The organism is Sinorhizobium sp. 7-81 (assembly GCF_030124405.1).
Lineage (GTDB): Bacteria > Pseudomonadota > Alphaproteobacteria > Rhizobiales > Rhizobiaceae > Sinorhizobium > Sinorhizobium psoraleae.
On sequence record NZ_JASKLT010000003.1, the window covers coordinates 295,319 to 309,211 of the forward strand.

General features: G+C 59.4%; 10 protein-coding genes. 6 read left to right on the plus strand and 4 right to left on the minus strand.

Annotation, left to right across the window (positions count from 1 at the left end):
- Positions 1 to 196: 196 nt before the first annotated feature.
- Positions 197 to 1,084, minus strand: a complete 888-nt coding sequence (locus QN224_RS14040; RefSeq protein ID WP_283977196.1) for an alpha/beta hydrolase — start codon at positions 1,082 to 1,084, stop codon at positions 197 to 199.
- Positions 1,085 to 1,319: 235 nt separating this feature from the next.
- Here QN224_RS14040 and QN224_RS14045 point away from each other — a divergent pair, with 235 nt between their 5' ends.
- From QN224_RS14045 to QN224_RS14060, 4 genes are all read left to right on the plus strand, one after another.
- Positions 1,320 to 2,174 carry an enoyl-CoA hydratase/isomerase family protein gene (locus tag QN224_RS14045; protein WP_283977197.1) on the plus strand — a complete coding sequence of 285 codons (855 nt, stop codon included), beginning with the start codon at positions 1,320 to 1,322 and terminating at the stop codon, positions 2,172 to 2,174.
- Between the two features lie 620 nt (positions 2,175 to 2,794).
- The gene (locus QN224_RS14050) at positions 2,795 to 7,750 is read left to right on the plus strand and encodes an AAA family ATPase (RefSeq protein ID WP_283977198.1); all 4,956 of its coding nucleotides are present in this window, start codon (positions 2,795 to 2,797) and stop codon (positions 7,748 to 7,750) included.
- A 9-nt stretch (positions 7,751 to 7,759) separates the two neighbouring features.
- Complete coding sequence (locus QN224_RS33890) at positions 7,760 to 9,253, plus strand: response regulator (protein WP_283977199.1); 1,494 nt, start codon at positions 7,760 to 7,762, stop codon at positions 9,251 to 9,253.
- Positions 9,234 to 9,884, plus strand: coding sequence for a response regulator transcription factor (locus QN224_RS14060; protein ID WP_283977200.1), 651 nt, complete (start codon positions 9,234 to 9,236; stop codon positions 9,882 to 9,884). Before QN224_RS33890 ends, QN224_RS14060 begins: the two co-directional genes overlap by 20 nt.
- A gap of 49 nt (positions 9,885 to 9,933) precedes the next feature.
- On the opposite strand, the gene QN224_RS14065 is transcribed toward QN224_RS14060, so the two are convergent.
- The 3 genes from QN224_RS14065 to QN224_RS14075 form a co-directional block, all read right to left on the minus strand.
- Positions 9,934 to 11,142 carry a trypsin-like peptidase domain-containing protein gene (locus QN224_RS14065; protein ID WP_283977201.1) on the minus strand — a complete coding sequence of 403 codons (1,209 nt, stop codon included), beginning with the start codon at positions 11,140 to 11,142 and terminating at the stop codon, positions 9,934 to 9,936.
- 118 nt (positions 11,143 to 11,260) lie between these two features.
- Positions 11,261 to 11,485 carry a hypothetical protein gene (locus QN224_RS14070; protein WP_283977202.1) on the minus strand — a complete coding sequence of 75 codons (225 nt, stop codon included), beginning with the start codon at positions 11,483 to 11,485 and terminating at the stop codon, positions 11,261 to 11,263.
- Complete coding sequence (locus QN224_RS14075) at positions 11,482 to 11,706, minus strand: hypothetical protein (RefSeq protein ID WP_283977203.1); 225 nt, start codon at positions 11,704 to 11,706, stop codon at positions 11,482 to 11,484. The genes QN224_RS14070 and QN224_RS14075 overlap by 4 nt, the downstream gene beginning before the upstream one ends.
- A 301-nt stretch (positions 11,707 to 12,007) precedes the next feature.
- On the opposite strand from QN224_RS14075, the gene QN224_RS14080 reads away from it, so the two are divergent.
- Positions 12,008 to 12,898, plus strand: coding sequence for an AraC family transcriptional regulator (locus tag QN224_RS14080; RefSeq protein ID WP_283977204.1), 891 nt, complete (start codon positions 12,008 to 12,010; stop codon positions 12,896 to 12,898).
- On the plus strand, positions 12,895 to 13,857 hold the full coding sequence (locus QN224_RS14085; protein WP_283977205.1) for an AraC family transcriptional regulator: 963 nt from the start codon (positions 12,895 to 12,897) through the stop codon (positions 13,855 to 13,857). Before QN224_RS14080 ends, QN224_RS14085 begins: the two co-directional genes overlap by 4 nt.
- Positions 13,858 to 13,893 lie beyond the last annotated feature (36 nt).

Consider the following 13,893-nt stretch of genomic DNA (forward strand, 5'->3'; position numbering starts at 1 on the left):
GCATGCCCCAGCGATCACTGCTGCAGACGCCCCCGCAATGTCTTTTTGAGGGGCCATCCTCTGAAGGAAAGGTTTTGATCTCGCAATGGCACGCACCTCAACCGGGGGGGCGGGAAAGATGCACCCGCCTCCCCTATTACGTCAGCACAGTCTGGCCGATGACGGGAACCCAGAAAGGCCGGGGTCCCCTCACCTTTCAATGCGATAGTGTCCGGCCAAGGAAGTCCTGAATCAGCGGGATGATCTCATCGGCCCGATCCTCAAGCGCGAAATGACCGCTGTCGATCAGGTGGAACTCTGCATCGGGTAGATCGCGCTTGAACGCTTCCGCACCTGGGGCAGGAAAGATCGTATCGTTCTTGCCCCAGACGATCAGGGTCGGCGGTTGGCGGTCGCGGAAGAACTGTTGGAATTGCGGATAGAGGGCCACATTGTTGCGGTAGTCGTAGAAGAGATCGAGCTGAATCTCGATGTTCCCGGGACGGTCGAGGAATTGCTGGTCGTAAAGCCAGTTCGCTGGGTCGATGCGCGTCGCATCACGGACGCCGTCCAGATACTGGAACTTCGTGACATCCAGCGACATCAGCGGACGCAGAGCGTCGCGCGCTTCCTGCGAATTGGTCGCCCAGTAGGCCTTGAGCTGATCCCAGAACGGCGAAAGGCCTTCCTCGTAGGCGTTGCCGTTCTGTACGATCATGCCCGTGATCCGCTCGGGATGCCGAAGAGCGAGGCGGAACCCGGTCGGAGCGCCGTAGTCCATGACGTAGATGGTGTAGGAACCGATGCCGAGCTTTGTGACCAGCGCGTCGACGATTTCGGCATAGCGCTCAAAGGTGTAGGCGAACTCTTCCCTGGCCGGCATGGAACTAAGTCCGAAACCGGGATAGTCCGGGGCGACTACATGATAGCGATCCGCGAGCGCCGGGATCAGATTCCGGAACATGTGCGAAGACGTTGGGAAACCGTGAAGCAAGAGCACGGTCGGTGCGTCGGCACGGCCTGCCTCGCGGTAGAAAATTTCTAGGCCGTCGATGTCGATCGTTCTGTGATGGATCGCGGGGAAGGTGTGGCGGGCAGTCGTCATTGTTGTCTCCTGTCGTTGACGTTCGGAAGCCTCACTCCGATGCAGAAGAGTTAGAGAGTTTCGGAGATCGACGGAATTGATCTCATCCGAAAGTCACCATTGCGCGACCCGGAATAATGCATTGCCCTCGCGACGCCCGGCTTCTACGAATTGAGCCGCGGTTCAAGAACGTTGAGATGGCGGAAATATTGTCGACACGTCCTGCCCCCAGTCACCCCTCTGAAAGGACCGACACATGGACGCAACCAGCACACCGGCAGCTGATGTGCAGCGCCGCCAAATCGAGATTATCCGGCGTTCCCCGCATTATTGGCGGGTCAATCTCGACAATCCGCCGTTGAACATTATGGGGCCACAGATGGTCCAGGAGTTCTCGGACCTTGTGACCGAGATGGAGAACGCCCTTGAATTGAAGGTCGTGGTCATCGGCAGCACCAACCCCGACTACTTCATGGCGCATTACGATGTCCTTCGCGACCCATCGGAGTCCATCAATATGGCTCCGGGACCTACTGGTATGCATCCCGTGCCGGATGCCTTCGTACGGCTTAGTCGGCTGCCCGTCGTGTCGATCGCGTCGATCCGCGGCAGGGCGACCGGCTCGGGTAGCGAGATAGCGCTCGCATGTGACATCCGGTTCGCCAGCCGGGAAAAAGCGGTTCTCTCTCACTGGGAGGTCGGAGCAGGCTTTGTTCCTGGCGGTGGGCCGATGGCAAGAATGCCGCGCCTAATGGGGCGCGGTCGCGCTCTGGAGGTGCTTCTTGGGGCGGACGATATCCCCGGCGACCTGGCAGAGCTCTACGGCTACGTGAACCGCGCCCTTCCCGACGACGAACTTGACAGGTTCGTGGACGAATTCGCCCTGCGCATCGCTTCCTTCAACCGCGACGCGATCGCCGCCACGAAGCGGTTCGTAGACGATGCCAGCTTACCAGCCGACTCCGAGATGCAGCCCGCGTGGGACGCTTTTGTTACGTCGGTCGGCCAACCGTTCGCGCAGGACCGGCTTTCGAAATTCGTCAAACTCGGCCTACAGCAGCCGAGCGATATCGAGAAGAGGCTGGGGTTCTATGTTGGTCCGCAATCATAAGTACCGATCATGCTGGAAACCCGCCATATCGCCGCGACAATCTGGCGAGGTCTCCCATGCCTGCGTTTGATTGCCAAGCTCCGCAGTTGGTCGACGTCTTTCGTTCGGCCAGGGCAATCATCGCGCTACTGCTGGGCGGGCCCGAGGAAGCGGACGCGCTTCTCTCGACCGCCCTTTCAATGCGAGGACCTGCGCTTCTAAAGAACCCTCGGAACTTCCTTTTGTGTATGCTCGACCAGGCAAGGGGCGTATCCGAAAGCATGTACGCGTCAAGTATCCGGGGCTGTGCGCTATGGAACGATGACGACGATGCCGCGCAAGGGTTTCAGCTTTTGAGCCGCCTCCCCTTTGACCGCCGTCTCGCGTACACGTTGGTGGAAGTTGCCGGGTTTACCTTGCAGGAGGCGGCGGAGTACTGCCGCAAGATGCCCGGCGAGGTCCAAGCGCTCGTCAATGCCGCTCGAGCGGAGCTAACCGGGGCTGCCCATGCCTGCGGAGTTGGTCCGCCTGACGGTCGAAAGGGCTGATCGAGACCAGACGCGTTGCCAAGGGCGGACGGACTGAATATCTATGTGCGCGGGCGACATCTTGGCCGTCGCGGACGCATCAAGGTCCTGTTTATGAAGAGTTTCGACCTAGAGCCTGGTTACGACCTGGAGGTATTAAGGGCCGACGGCGTTTCCAGTCTCGTCCGGCTTACGCTTCCCGGCGGTCAAACCAATCTCGCGGTACTCGTGGCAAAGCCAGACGATCTTGCGCCCGCGCAACAGATCAAGCTCGAAACCGAACTCCGTCTGACCGATCTGGTAGCGAGTGCGGGCGGAGCAAAGGCGCTGCGCGGGTTGGCGGTCGGAGGTCGCCAAGGGATTCTTCTCGAAGACCATGGTGGGAGTTCGCTGGATAGCGCATGGGCTTCCGGACGCCCCCTCAAGGAGTTCCTTCAACTTTCGGTCTCGATTTGCGATGCTGTAGCGCGTATCCACGAGATTGGCCTCGTCCATGGAGATATCCGGCCGGCCAACATCATGGTCGTCGATCCGGGAAAGGTCTACTTCATCGGGTTCGGCTGGGCTTTTCCGGCGTCCCGCGCTCCGGCGGTACGGGATGGCGATGCCTTGACCGTTGACCGCCTGCCCTACATTTCCCCGGAACTCACGGGTAGGCTTGACCGCCGGGCCGACACCCGGAGCGACCTGTACTCCCTCGGGGTCACGCTCTATCAGTTGCTGACGGGGAGGCTTCCTTTTGCGGCGCATACACCGGCGGAGTGGCTTCACAGCCACCTCGCAAGGCCTCCTCTGCCTCCGGGTAGATGGGCCACAAAGATTCCCAGCGCCGTCGCGTCGATCCTCCTCAAACTTCTTTCGAAGGCGGCCGAGGAGAGATATCAGACTGTCGAAGGGCTCAGGGTCGACCTCGAACATTGTCTGTCGGCGTTCACCAGCCACGGCAGGATCGAACTTTTCGAACTCGGCGCTCAGGACGCTCGCGGAACACTGGTGATCCCGGACCAGCTCTATGGTCGGGAGGCAGAAATCCTCCGGCTGACGGAGATTTTGGATCGCATCGCTGTCTCAGGAAAGACCGAGCTGGTTCTCGTGTCGGGTTCGTCGGGCATCGGCAAATCGGCCCTCGTGAGGGCTTTCCAGCGCCGGCTTGATCCCCAGGTTGCCCTTTATGCCGAAGGGAAGTTTGACCAGATCAACCATCACGTTCCGCTCTCCACGATCGTGCAGGCTTTTCGGGGCCTGATCTCTCATCTACCGCCTCACTATCGTCTCGGGCAGGATGGGATAGGAGACCTCGTCAAGGCGGCGATTGGACCAAACGGCCGCCTGATCACATCGCTCATCCCCGAGCTTGATCCGCTGGTCGGCCCGCAATCCGAGGTGCCGAAACTCCCGCCCAACGAGGCGCAGCACCGATTCCAATACGTACTCTCCCGTTTCGCCGGCGCTTTCTCGCGGGTTGGTCATCCCCTGGTACTGTTTCTTGATGACCTCCAGTGGATCGACCACGCTACGCTAGATTTCCTTAAAAGGACGATCCGAACCCAGTCGATACGGAACACACTCGTCATCGGGGCCTTCCGTGAAAACGAGGTTCCACCCGGCCACCCCTTGCGTGAGTGGCTTGACGAAATCAACCAGCCCGAAACGTCGGTTTCGACGATTGAGCTGTCGCCTTTGTCCAAGGCTGAAGTGCTGCACCTCGTTTCCGACAGTCTTGGGGTGCATCACGGCGAGGTGCATCCGCTCGCCGAAATGGTTGTTGAACAAGCCGAAGGAAATCCTCTCTTCACGACGCAGCTCCTCGCCGCCTTGGTGCAAGACGGCAGGGTGGCTTTTGACACGCGGGCGCGACAGTGGACATGGAAGCGCGAGGAGATAGAGCAGAGTTCGTCCAAGGACGTTTCGGATTTGATCGCGATGAGGTTGGCTAAGCTGACCCCGACGACCCGGGACGTGATCTCCAGCATGGCGTTGCTCGGCAATATCGTGTGCCGCCGTCTGCTTTGCCTGGTGATCGACCTTCCTCAGGACACATACGAATCATGCGTCGACGAGGCCATCGAGGCCGGTCTCATATTCGCGCGCGAAGAAGGCTTGGTGTTCGTTCATGACCGGGTCCAAGAGGCGGCCTACCTCGCGCCGTCAGATGAAACACGCAGAACTCTGCACCTCAGTATCGCGCGACGCATGATCTCTTCAATGTCGCCTGAAGAAATCCACGACCGCATCTTCACGGTGGCGGAGCAGTATAACAGGGCGATCGATCTCGTTGCCGGGCATGAAGAACGCGTTCGGATCGCCCAGTTGAATTTAGCCGCGGGACGCAAAGCCGAGCAAACATCCGCCTTTGCATCCGCGCTGTCGTATTTCGAAGCTGGAGCACGGATAGCGCGGCAGCTCGGCGACGAGGCAACCGAATTGACGGTCGATTTCGAGATCGGAATGGCCGACTGCGAATTCGTTCTAGGTCAGTCTATAAGCGCGGAGCGGCGGCTCAGTGCGCTCCGACAGCAAACGCTAGACCGCGGAAAGCTCGCTCGCGTGACCTGGTCGCAGATAACTCTATATACGGCGCTGGGGCAGCTTCGCCTGGCGATTGACCTTTGCCTCGACTACCTACGCCACGAAGGCATCGACTGGCCGGCGAACCCCACCTGGGACATGGTGAGGGAGGAGTACCGGGAGATCGAGGAGGAGATACGCGCGAGTGCCATCGAGACCCGACTGGAGCTGCCAGCTCGCTCGTCGACGGAAGCGCCCATCCTTGACGTTCTCGGGGCCGTCCTGCCACCCGCCTTCTTCACCGACCAAAAGCTCGTCTGCCTCGTCCTCTGCCGGATGGCCAACGTCAGCCGCGCAAACGGGAACTCGCCGGCGTCTCCACTCGGCTATGCTTATCTTGGCATGGTGCTCGGTCCCATGTTCGGGGAATATGCAGCTGGCTACCGGTTCGGCAGGCTAGCGCTCCAGATGGTTCAGGACCCGGCCTTCGCCCGCTTCCGCGGCCGAGTTTCGATGACGTTTGCGTATCACGTGCTTCCCTATTCGGAGCCGATAAGAGCGGGCCGAGAGCTCCACCGTCAGGCGCTGACAATCTCCCAGGAATCAGGCGACCTGACCTATGCCGGGTTTTGCAGCTGTACGACGATCAGTAACATGCTCCTTGCCGGCGATCAGCTTGGAGTTATCGAGCGCCGCGCGAGCTCCGCGCTCGACTTCGCGAAGCAGATCAATTTCGGCCTGATCGCAGACATCATAACCAGCCAGGCCATGCTCGTCCGTAGCCTGCAGGGGTTGACGTTTTCGCTGGAGACGTTCGACGACGGCGATTTCGACGAAGTCGCCTTCGAGAGTCGGTTGGACAGCACTCCTGGTCTCGAAATCGCCGCTTGCTGGCATTGGATCAGAAAAATGCAGTCGGCGATCTTCGCCGGGGACTTTGAGGCGGCGGTCAGCCTCGGAAAAAGGGCCGAGCCGCTGCTATGGACGACAGCGGGCCACCTCGAGTGGGTTGAATATACGTTCTACAAGTGCCTCGCACTGACCCGAACGGTTGCAACTTCCGACAAGCCAGGGATGCAGGAGATTCGGGAGCACGCAGAGCGACTACAGACCTGGAGCACGAACAATCCGGACAACTTCGCAGCGTATTCCTCCATCGCGTTGGCCGAACTCGCCCGTCTCGAAGCCCGCCCGATCGACGCCCTGAGGCACTATGAAGAGGCGATCTCCGCTTCGGACGAAAGCCAGTTTCCTCATATCGAAGCCCTGACGCATGAGTTTGCAGCCAGCTTCGCACAAAGCATAGGTCTGGCGACGATGGCGCTTGCCCACCGCGAGAGGGCCTACGCGGCTTACCGACGTTGGGGCGCAAGCGGCAAGCTGAGAGACCTGGAGGTCAAGTACCCTCACCTTCCTACCACCTACGCCCTGTCGTTCTCCAACTCGAGCGGGGCTCTTCCCAAAGAGCTGGACCTACAGTCCGTCGTGCGCTCGTCGGCGAGCGTCGCCGGCGAGGTCGTCCAATCCAAGATGGTCAGGACGCTGCTGACGGTTGCGCTTGAGAACGCGGGAGCGCAGCGGGCGCTGCTGGTATTGCCCAAGCAGCAAAGCTTCTGGAAAGAGGCGGAGGCCGTGGCCAACGGCGAGGAGATCGACGTGAGATTCCGGCGCGAGCCGCTCAGGGAGAGCGACGCGCCGGCAAGGAAGCTGCGTGATGCCTTCCGACACCAAGAACCGGTCGTTCTGGACGACAACGAGCTTCGGCACGATCTCAACATGGACGAAAACGGCATTTCAACCGGGCTCGCCGTCCCCTTGGTGGCTCGAGGTAAGTCAGTTGGCATCCTCCTTCTCGAAAACCGACTCAACGAAAATGCATTCTCGCCGGCTCGGATTGCCGTTCTCAAACTGATCGCCGCCCAGGCGGCAATCTCGCTTGAAAACGCATCACTCGACGAGAAGGAATCCCTGCTCAGGGAAGTACATCATCGAGTAAAGAACAACCTGCAGCTCATAAGCAGTCTGTTGAACCTTCAGGCTTCTCGGGTGAACGACAGCAAGATGGCCGAACTCTTTCAGGATAGTCGGAACAGGGTGCGCTCGATGGCCCTGGTTCACGAAAACCTCTATCGCGCCGGCAACTTTGCACGCATCTCGATGGCGAACCACCTGAAAACGCTGTGCGCCCATCTCGCTCGGGCCTACGGTACCCGGGAAAAGTCAGTCGCCCTGAACGTCGATGTCGATGAAGTCGATCTCGATCTCGATAGCGCCGTCTCATGCGGGCTCATCGTCAACGAGCTGGTGTCTAACGCTCTCAAGCATGCCTATCCAGCCGTTTCCCGCGGTCAGGTCAGCGTGGCATTGTCAGTGCGGCAGCCGACGCATTATGAATTGGTCGTCGAGGATGACGGTGCGGGACTCAGAGAGGGTTGGGAAAGCGCTGAAACCCTTGGTTTGCAGCTCGTAAAGGACCTTGTCGATCAGTTGCGCGGTAGCATGACAGTCGAGACAGGTGTCGGAACGAGATTTCTTATCACCTTCAAGATAGCACAAGCCTGAGGACAACGAGTGAGCCGCAAGTTAATTCTCGTCGTGGAAGACGATCGTGTCGTATCCCGCGACATACAACTCCAGCTTCGAAATATCGGGTACGACGTCGCGGGCGCGGGAGTATCCGGTGAAGAGGCGATCGCCATGGCTGCAAGCCAGAAACCCGATCTGGTCCTTATGGACATCAGGCTGGAGGGCGATATGGACGGCATTCAGGCGGCAACAACGATCCGCGAGCGGATGCGGGTGCCGATCGTCTATCTCACCGCCTACGCGGACGATGAAACTGTTCGCAGGGCCGGAGAATCCGAGCCCTTCGGCTATCTTCTCAAGCCTTTTGAAGAAACCCAGCTGAGAGCGGCCATCGAGATGGCGCTCTACAAGCACGCCGCCGAGAAACGCCTTCATGAGAGCGAGCGTCGCTATGCAACCACCCTCTCCAGCATTGGCGACGCCGTCATCGCGACGGATTCCGCCGGCCTGATCACGTTCATGAACCCAGTGGCGGAAGGTCTGACCAAATGGAAGATGGCAGAGGCCCTTGGGCAACCTGTCGTTAATATTTTTCGGATCATCAACGAGGACAGCCGGCAAACAGTGGAAGACCCGGTGGCCAAGGTCCTCCGCCTCGGGACGATTGTCGGGCTCGCCAACCATACGCTGCTCATCGCTAAGGACGGCACCGAAATCCACATTGATGACAGTGGTGCGCCGATTATCGACGACCACGGCGAAATCTCGGGGGCGGTGCTCGTCTTCCGCGACATTGGCCATCGAAAGCAGATGGACGACGCTTTGCGCCAGGCACAGGCGGACCTCGCGCTTGTCGGCCGCCTGACCAGACTTGGAGAACTCGCTGCCTCTATCGCACATGAAGTCAACCAGCCGCTCACAGCGATCGTTTCGAATGCAGAGACCTGCCTGCGTTATCTCGAGCAGGCAAAGGCCGCCGCCGAGCGGATGTCGCAGAATAGCCACCGGGCTGGCGAGGTTGTCAGGAGTATCCGCAGCCTCGCGGGCAATGCTCCGGACAAATTCACGGAGATCAACCTGAACGACGTGGTGATGGAGGTGGTCGGTCTGCTGCGGGGCGAGATAAAAAGGCACGGCGCGAGCGTGGAAACGTCGCTGACGCCTGTACCTCCACTCGTTCAGGGGGACCGCGTCCAGCTTCAGCAGGTAGTTTTGAACCTCGTCATGAATGCCCTCGAGGCAATGTCAGCGGCAGCGGTATCCACCAGGACAATCTCAATCGGATCGCATCGCCCGGAGGAGAGCGAAATCGAACTTTTCGTCTCGGATACTGGACCTGGTCTCGGACCGGTCGACGGGGAGCGAGTGTTCGATGCGATGTTCACGACGAAGAGAGAGGGCATGGGTCTCGGGCTCTCAATATGCCGCTCGATCATCGAAGCTCATGGCGGCACGATCAAAGCGGATATCCCTCAGTTCGAACCGGGAGCCACCTTCCGCTTCAGCCTCCCGCTAGCCAATGGGAACCTTGCAAAGTAGCGCCATGTCTCATTCGCGGTCCGTCTACATCGTTGATGACGACGAGGATATCCGGATAGCTCTGGAAGCCCTCCTCGACTCGATTGGTTTTCAGGTCACGACTTTCAGTTCTGCGGAGGAGTTCCTGTCCCGCGTCGATCTCGACAAACCCGGATGCCTTGTACTGGATGTCAGGTTGACGGGACAAAGCGGGATAGCTCTTCAGAACCATCTGAATAGGATGGGGAACGAGATACCCATCATCTTCATCAGCGGACACGGCGACATCCCTATGGCGGTCAATGCCATCAAAGCCGGCGCTGCGGAGTTCCTGACCAAGCCGGTACGGCCGCAAGACCTGATCGATGCGATCCATGCTGCCTTGGAGAGCGATTCGCAACGGCGGGCACGGTTCGCCGCGACGAATGCCTCGCAGAGGCTCTACGATGGTCTCACGCCAAGGGAAAAGGACGTCATGTCACTCATCGTGGCTGGCCATGGAAACAAGCAAACGGCCATTCTGCTCGGCATCAGCGAGCCCACCGTCAAAGCGCACCGGGGCCAAGTGATGAAGAAGCTCAATATGCAGTCGCTACCCGATCTCGTTCGTTTCGCCCGCGAACTCGATGTCGAAGGCTCGAGTAAGACTTAGCCCTGTAAGCGAGGTAGTGGCAGAGCCATCCAGAGCGGCGGGCCGCAGATCACTTCACACCCAGCTCGATGCCCTTCGCTGCTTTCGGCCGTCCCAAGGCGTCCTTCAGCCAGCATTCTCTTTTCTTCGCGACGTATGCGAAGGCCTTGCACGCGGTCTCGCCGATGCAGGATACGAAGCATTCCAGGTAGTTCGTCTGCCTGATCCGCTTGTAATCGCCGCCGGGAATGTCCATGCCCGAGTAGCTGGTGAAGTCGGACATCATGATATCGCCGGCCTTCGACGACGAATATGCGGCCATGGCGTCCCGGTTTCTTATGAGGGCGACTACGTCGTTCTTCAGGAAGCAGAAGCGGTGCTTGGCGTTGTACGTGATCGCCTTGCACTGACCGTCGCTGTCGCACGCGTTCCGACAGTCTTGATAGCTCACGTCCTTGAGGGTCGCATAATCAAAGCCGATGGCGTCGTAACCCGCGGCGTCCAGGAGTGTCGCAGGTACCGCCGGGCGCGGCAGGCTCGTTACCGTCTCCTGGCGCTGTACAGATGCCTGGGGCTCCAGCTTCCCATAACACAGGACCTGGTGAACCGAGGGTGCGATCTTGTCTGCCAGGTCGGCGGTCGTTAGGACGGGTTGCCCGGTAGCTTTGTCGCCCGAAAGGCTGGCGATGTTCTGCGACTGCATGAACAGGTCGGCTACCGACGCCCTGATGGCGAAGTTCACGTTCTGAGCAGTGATACCGATTTCGTCAGCAGCCTTCTTCGAAAAGGTGGCGCTTGTTATGCCCAGCAGAAAGCCGTCACGATCCACGACGGGCCCACCAGAGTTGCCAGGCTGGATCGGCGTAGAAATCTGGATGTATCGGGTGTCGTTCTTCAAGCCCGCCAGCGCGTTCACGTTGCCCGTGGTTATCTTGACCGAGTCCGACAGGAGGTCAGCCAGGGGATAACCGATGGCGACGATGTCCTCACCGAGCCGAGTCGGTGCGCGGCGAAACGTCAAGGGCGTCCATGTTTTGTCCGATGACACCTTGATAAGCGCGAGGTCATTGGTGGAGTCGATCCGCGGATCGGTGGCGATCCCCCTACCCTTGACCTCGACACGCTCGCATCCTTCGACGACGTGGGCGTTGGTCATGAGCCACCCGTCACCTGTAACGCTGAAACCCGTGCCGGATGACTTAGGCTCTTCTGCAAGTGAGTGCGTTGCCGCCGCCGACATAAGAAGAGCCGCCAAGAACGCGCGCCCCGTGACTATCATTCCCGCCCCCTCAATCGAAGATAGAGGTAGAGCACATGCAGGGCCGATTTCAACCGCATATTGTAGGGAGGATTAACGGACCGCCAGTAGAGAGCCACCGCGACGACACTGAACGTGCTTACGCGATTACGGGCTGTTGTGAATCAGTGGTTTGGCCCAAGGCCACTGCCAGCTTTGCTGGCGGCCACACCTCGGGGCGGTGCACCAAGCAGTACCACTTGGGTTTACCCTTGCCGAGTGCAAAGCCGAAGCTGCCCCATTCCCGGCAGCCAGGCTCCTGGCAATAGTGAACGAAAGGCCCCGGGGCTGTCCTCGTGGTTGCCGCCCCCTGTTCGTCGCTCATTGTCCGTGCTCCGTCCGGTCGGCGGAGGGACGCCAGCCGCGCGCAAAGCCGATGCTCATAGTGGCCTCGACCAATGCTAGTTGGCCGCGAAGGTGCTTGCAGTCCTCCAACAGCGTGCGAATTGTCGCCAGCATGTCGCCGTCGTGCCAGGCTAGCGCCGCGACGACCTCGTCGACCGGTTCATTTCCATCCCTTGCGGGCTGCCGATGCGCTGCGGACATGACGGCTCCTTCTCCAGATCGAACTGGAGCGCTTCCGGTTGAGTTTTCAGATGGCGGCCGCATCGCCGATGTTCCTATTATGTTCTAATTGGAGCACGTGTCAATGGCGACCGTCGCAGCCTAAGCGGAACGTTCGAACTCGAAGTTCGGGAGCGTCGAAAAGAGCAGTATTTGCCCACACCATTGGCAAATACCCCCTCCGATCGTAGGGGGTATCCATACTTCCGGTCCAATAGTTTCAGATGGGGACCGTAATGTATCGTCCTGCTGCGTCGGCGTTTCAAAGAGGCGTAGGAGAACAATGTCGCACGATCACGGCCTGCAAATGGAGAGGTATGTTGGTGCCACGAGAGCATCGCAGCGCCTCGCAGGTCACCCCAAGTCAACAGGCTTCACGGCCGTGCGCCTGATCTCGAGTGGACTTGGTAGCGAGATGACCGCACCTATTCCCGTCGAAGACACCTATATCGTAAGTCTGCAAATCGAGCGCATTGGCCGCCACGAACTGTGGAAAGGCGGCAAACTCTCCAATGCCCTGCCCTATGAACAGAACTCGATAAATATCGTCCACTTGGCCGAGGAGCCGCGTATCCTCCTTCCAGACCCATTCGACTGTCTTCAACTCCACCTGACGGGGGATGCGCTCAAATCCTTTGCCGAAGACAATCATGATCGCCATGTCACCGGCTTCGATGTGACGCCAGGTGAAATCAACGAAGTAATCGCGAACCTCGGCCGGGCTCTGCTTCCGGCTCTCGCCGGTTCAAATACGGCGTCCGGCCTTTACGTCGATCAGCTTATTTTCGGGATGCTAAACGAACTGACGGCGCGTTACGGGGACCGCGGACCGCGCCGGAGTGATGAGGTAGACTTGTCGCCGGCACAAATCCGGGCCGCCCAAGAAATGTTGGTTTCCGAACAGGGGAACCAGATCGGATTGGTCGACCTGGCGCGTGAATTCGAAATTCCGCTATCCAGTTTCACGGCCGCCTTCCGCGCGGCAACTGGAATGACTCCCAACCAGTGGGTGCGCCGCTACCGCCTCGACCTGGCACAGGAACTGCTTCTGACAACCGAACTCGCCCTGAGGGACATCGCCGCGAGATGCGGGTTCGCCGACCAAGCCCACCTTTCAAGAGCATTTGTCGCGGGCGTTGGAATGACGCCCAGCGTCTGGAGACGGAACAGATGAACAGAGAAAGACACAGCCCGCGATCCGCTACGGGCGCTCAAATCGCCCACCTGTTCGGGGTATCAGACTACCAGACGCTCAAGACGTCGTCGCTCAGATCATCTCAGATGACGGTCACCAGATTGTGGACTGACGAAGGATCGAAAGAAATGACGGCGGACATACCCGTCGAAAAGGCATCCGTGGTCAGCTTTCAGCTGAAAACGCTTCGCCACCACGAGCTTTGGAAGTTCGACCGACTGTTCTACTCCGGTGGGTTTGCCAAGGATACGATCAGCATGGTCCACCTGGAGGAGCAACCGAGGGCGCATCTACCCACGGATTATGACTGCCTGATGTTTCACATTCCCGATCTTGTGTTGCGGGAACTCTGCGCACAAGAAGACATGCCGGCGTTCCACGGTCTTGAAGGGCACAAAGCGCGAGTCGATCCGGTCGCTGCGCATCTGTGCCGCTCACTGCTTCCGGCGCTGGAGAACCCTGCCGCGGCGGGCAGACTGTTCTTCGATCACGTCGGTATCGCCTTCGCCGCCTATCTGCTGGACAACTACCGAGGCGGTGCCAGGCCGTTGGTGAGGTCCAGCAGCCTCACGCGATTGCAAATGAAGAAAATCGAAGAGTACCTGCTCGGCGATCTGACGAGAGACCAGTCGCTCGAATCAATCGCCGCTGTCTGTAACATGCCGGTTAGTACGTTCAGCAAGGCGTTCAAGCAGACAACGGGCCTTGCGGTCCATCAGTGGTTGCGCAGCAAGCGCGCCGAGAGGGCTGCACAACTCCTTTCGGAAACGAAGGAAGCGATCGCTAGCATCGCGTACGAATGCGGGTTTACCGACCAGGCGCATCTGACACGCATCTTCACCCGGGTTTACGGAACGACGCCGGGAACCTACCGATCCCAAATGTCCCGACACAACAGTGCCGCCCAGTACCAAGATGTGCTGACAGAGCGGGCTTGAAAGGGGTAGCGCCCGAAGCGGTCACTCCTCCTGCCC

What these genes read in the sequence shown, in the direction of transcription:
- QN224_RS14060 (WP_283977200.1), top strand. Translation starts at nt 9,234, where the DNA reads ATGGGAACCTTGCAAAGTAGCGCCATGTCTCATTCGCGGTCCGTCTAC.
- QN224_RS14080 (WP_283977204.1), top strand. Translation starts at nt 12,008, where the DNA reads ATGTCGCACGATCACGGCCTGCAAATGGAGAGGTATGTTGGTGCCACG.
- QN224_RS14075 (WP_283977203.1), bottom strand. Translation starts at nt 11,706, where the DNA reads ATGTCCGCAGCGCATCGGCAGCCCGCAAGGGATGGAAATGAACCGGTC.
- QN224_RS14070 (WP_283977202.1), bottom strand. Translation starts at nt 11,485, where the DNA reads ATGAGCGACGAACAGGGGGCGGCAACCACGAGGACAGCCCCGGGGCCT.
- QN224_RS14045 (WP_283977197.1), top strand. Translation starts at nt 1,320, where the DNA reads ATGGACGCAACCAGCACACCGGCAGCTGATGTGCAGCGCCGCCAAATC.
- QN224_RS14050 (WP_283977198.1), top strand. Translation starts at nt 2,795, where the DNA reads ATGAAGAGTTTCGACCTAGAGCCTGGTTACGACCTGGAGGTATTAAGG.
- QN224_RS14040 (WP_283977196.1), bottom strand. Translation starts at nt 1,084, where the DNA reads ATGACGACTGCCCGCCACACCTTCCCCGCGATCCATCACAGAACGATC.
- QN224_RS14085 (WP_283977205.1), top strand. Translation starts at nt 12,895, where the DNA reads ATGAACAGAGAAAGACACAGCCCGCGATCCGCTACGGGCGCTCAAATC.
- QN224_RS14065 (WP_283977201.1), bottom strand. Translation starts at nt 11,142, where the DNA reads ATGATAGTCACGGGGCGCGCGTTCTTGGCGGCTCTTCTTATGTCGGCG.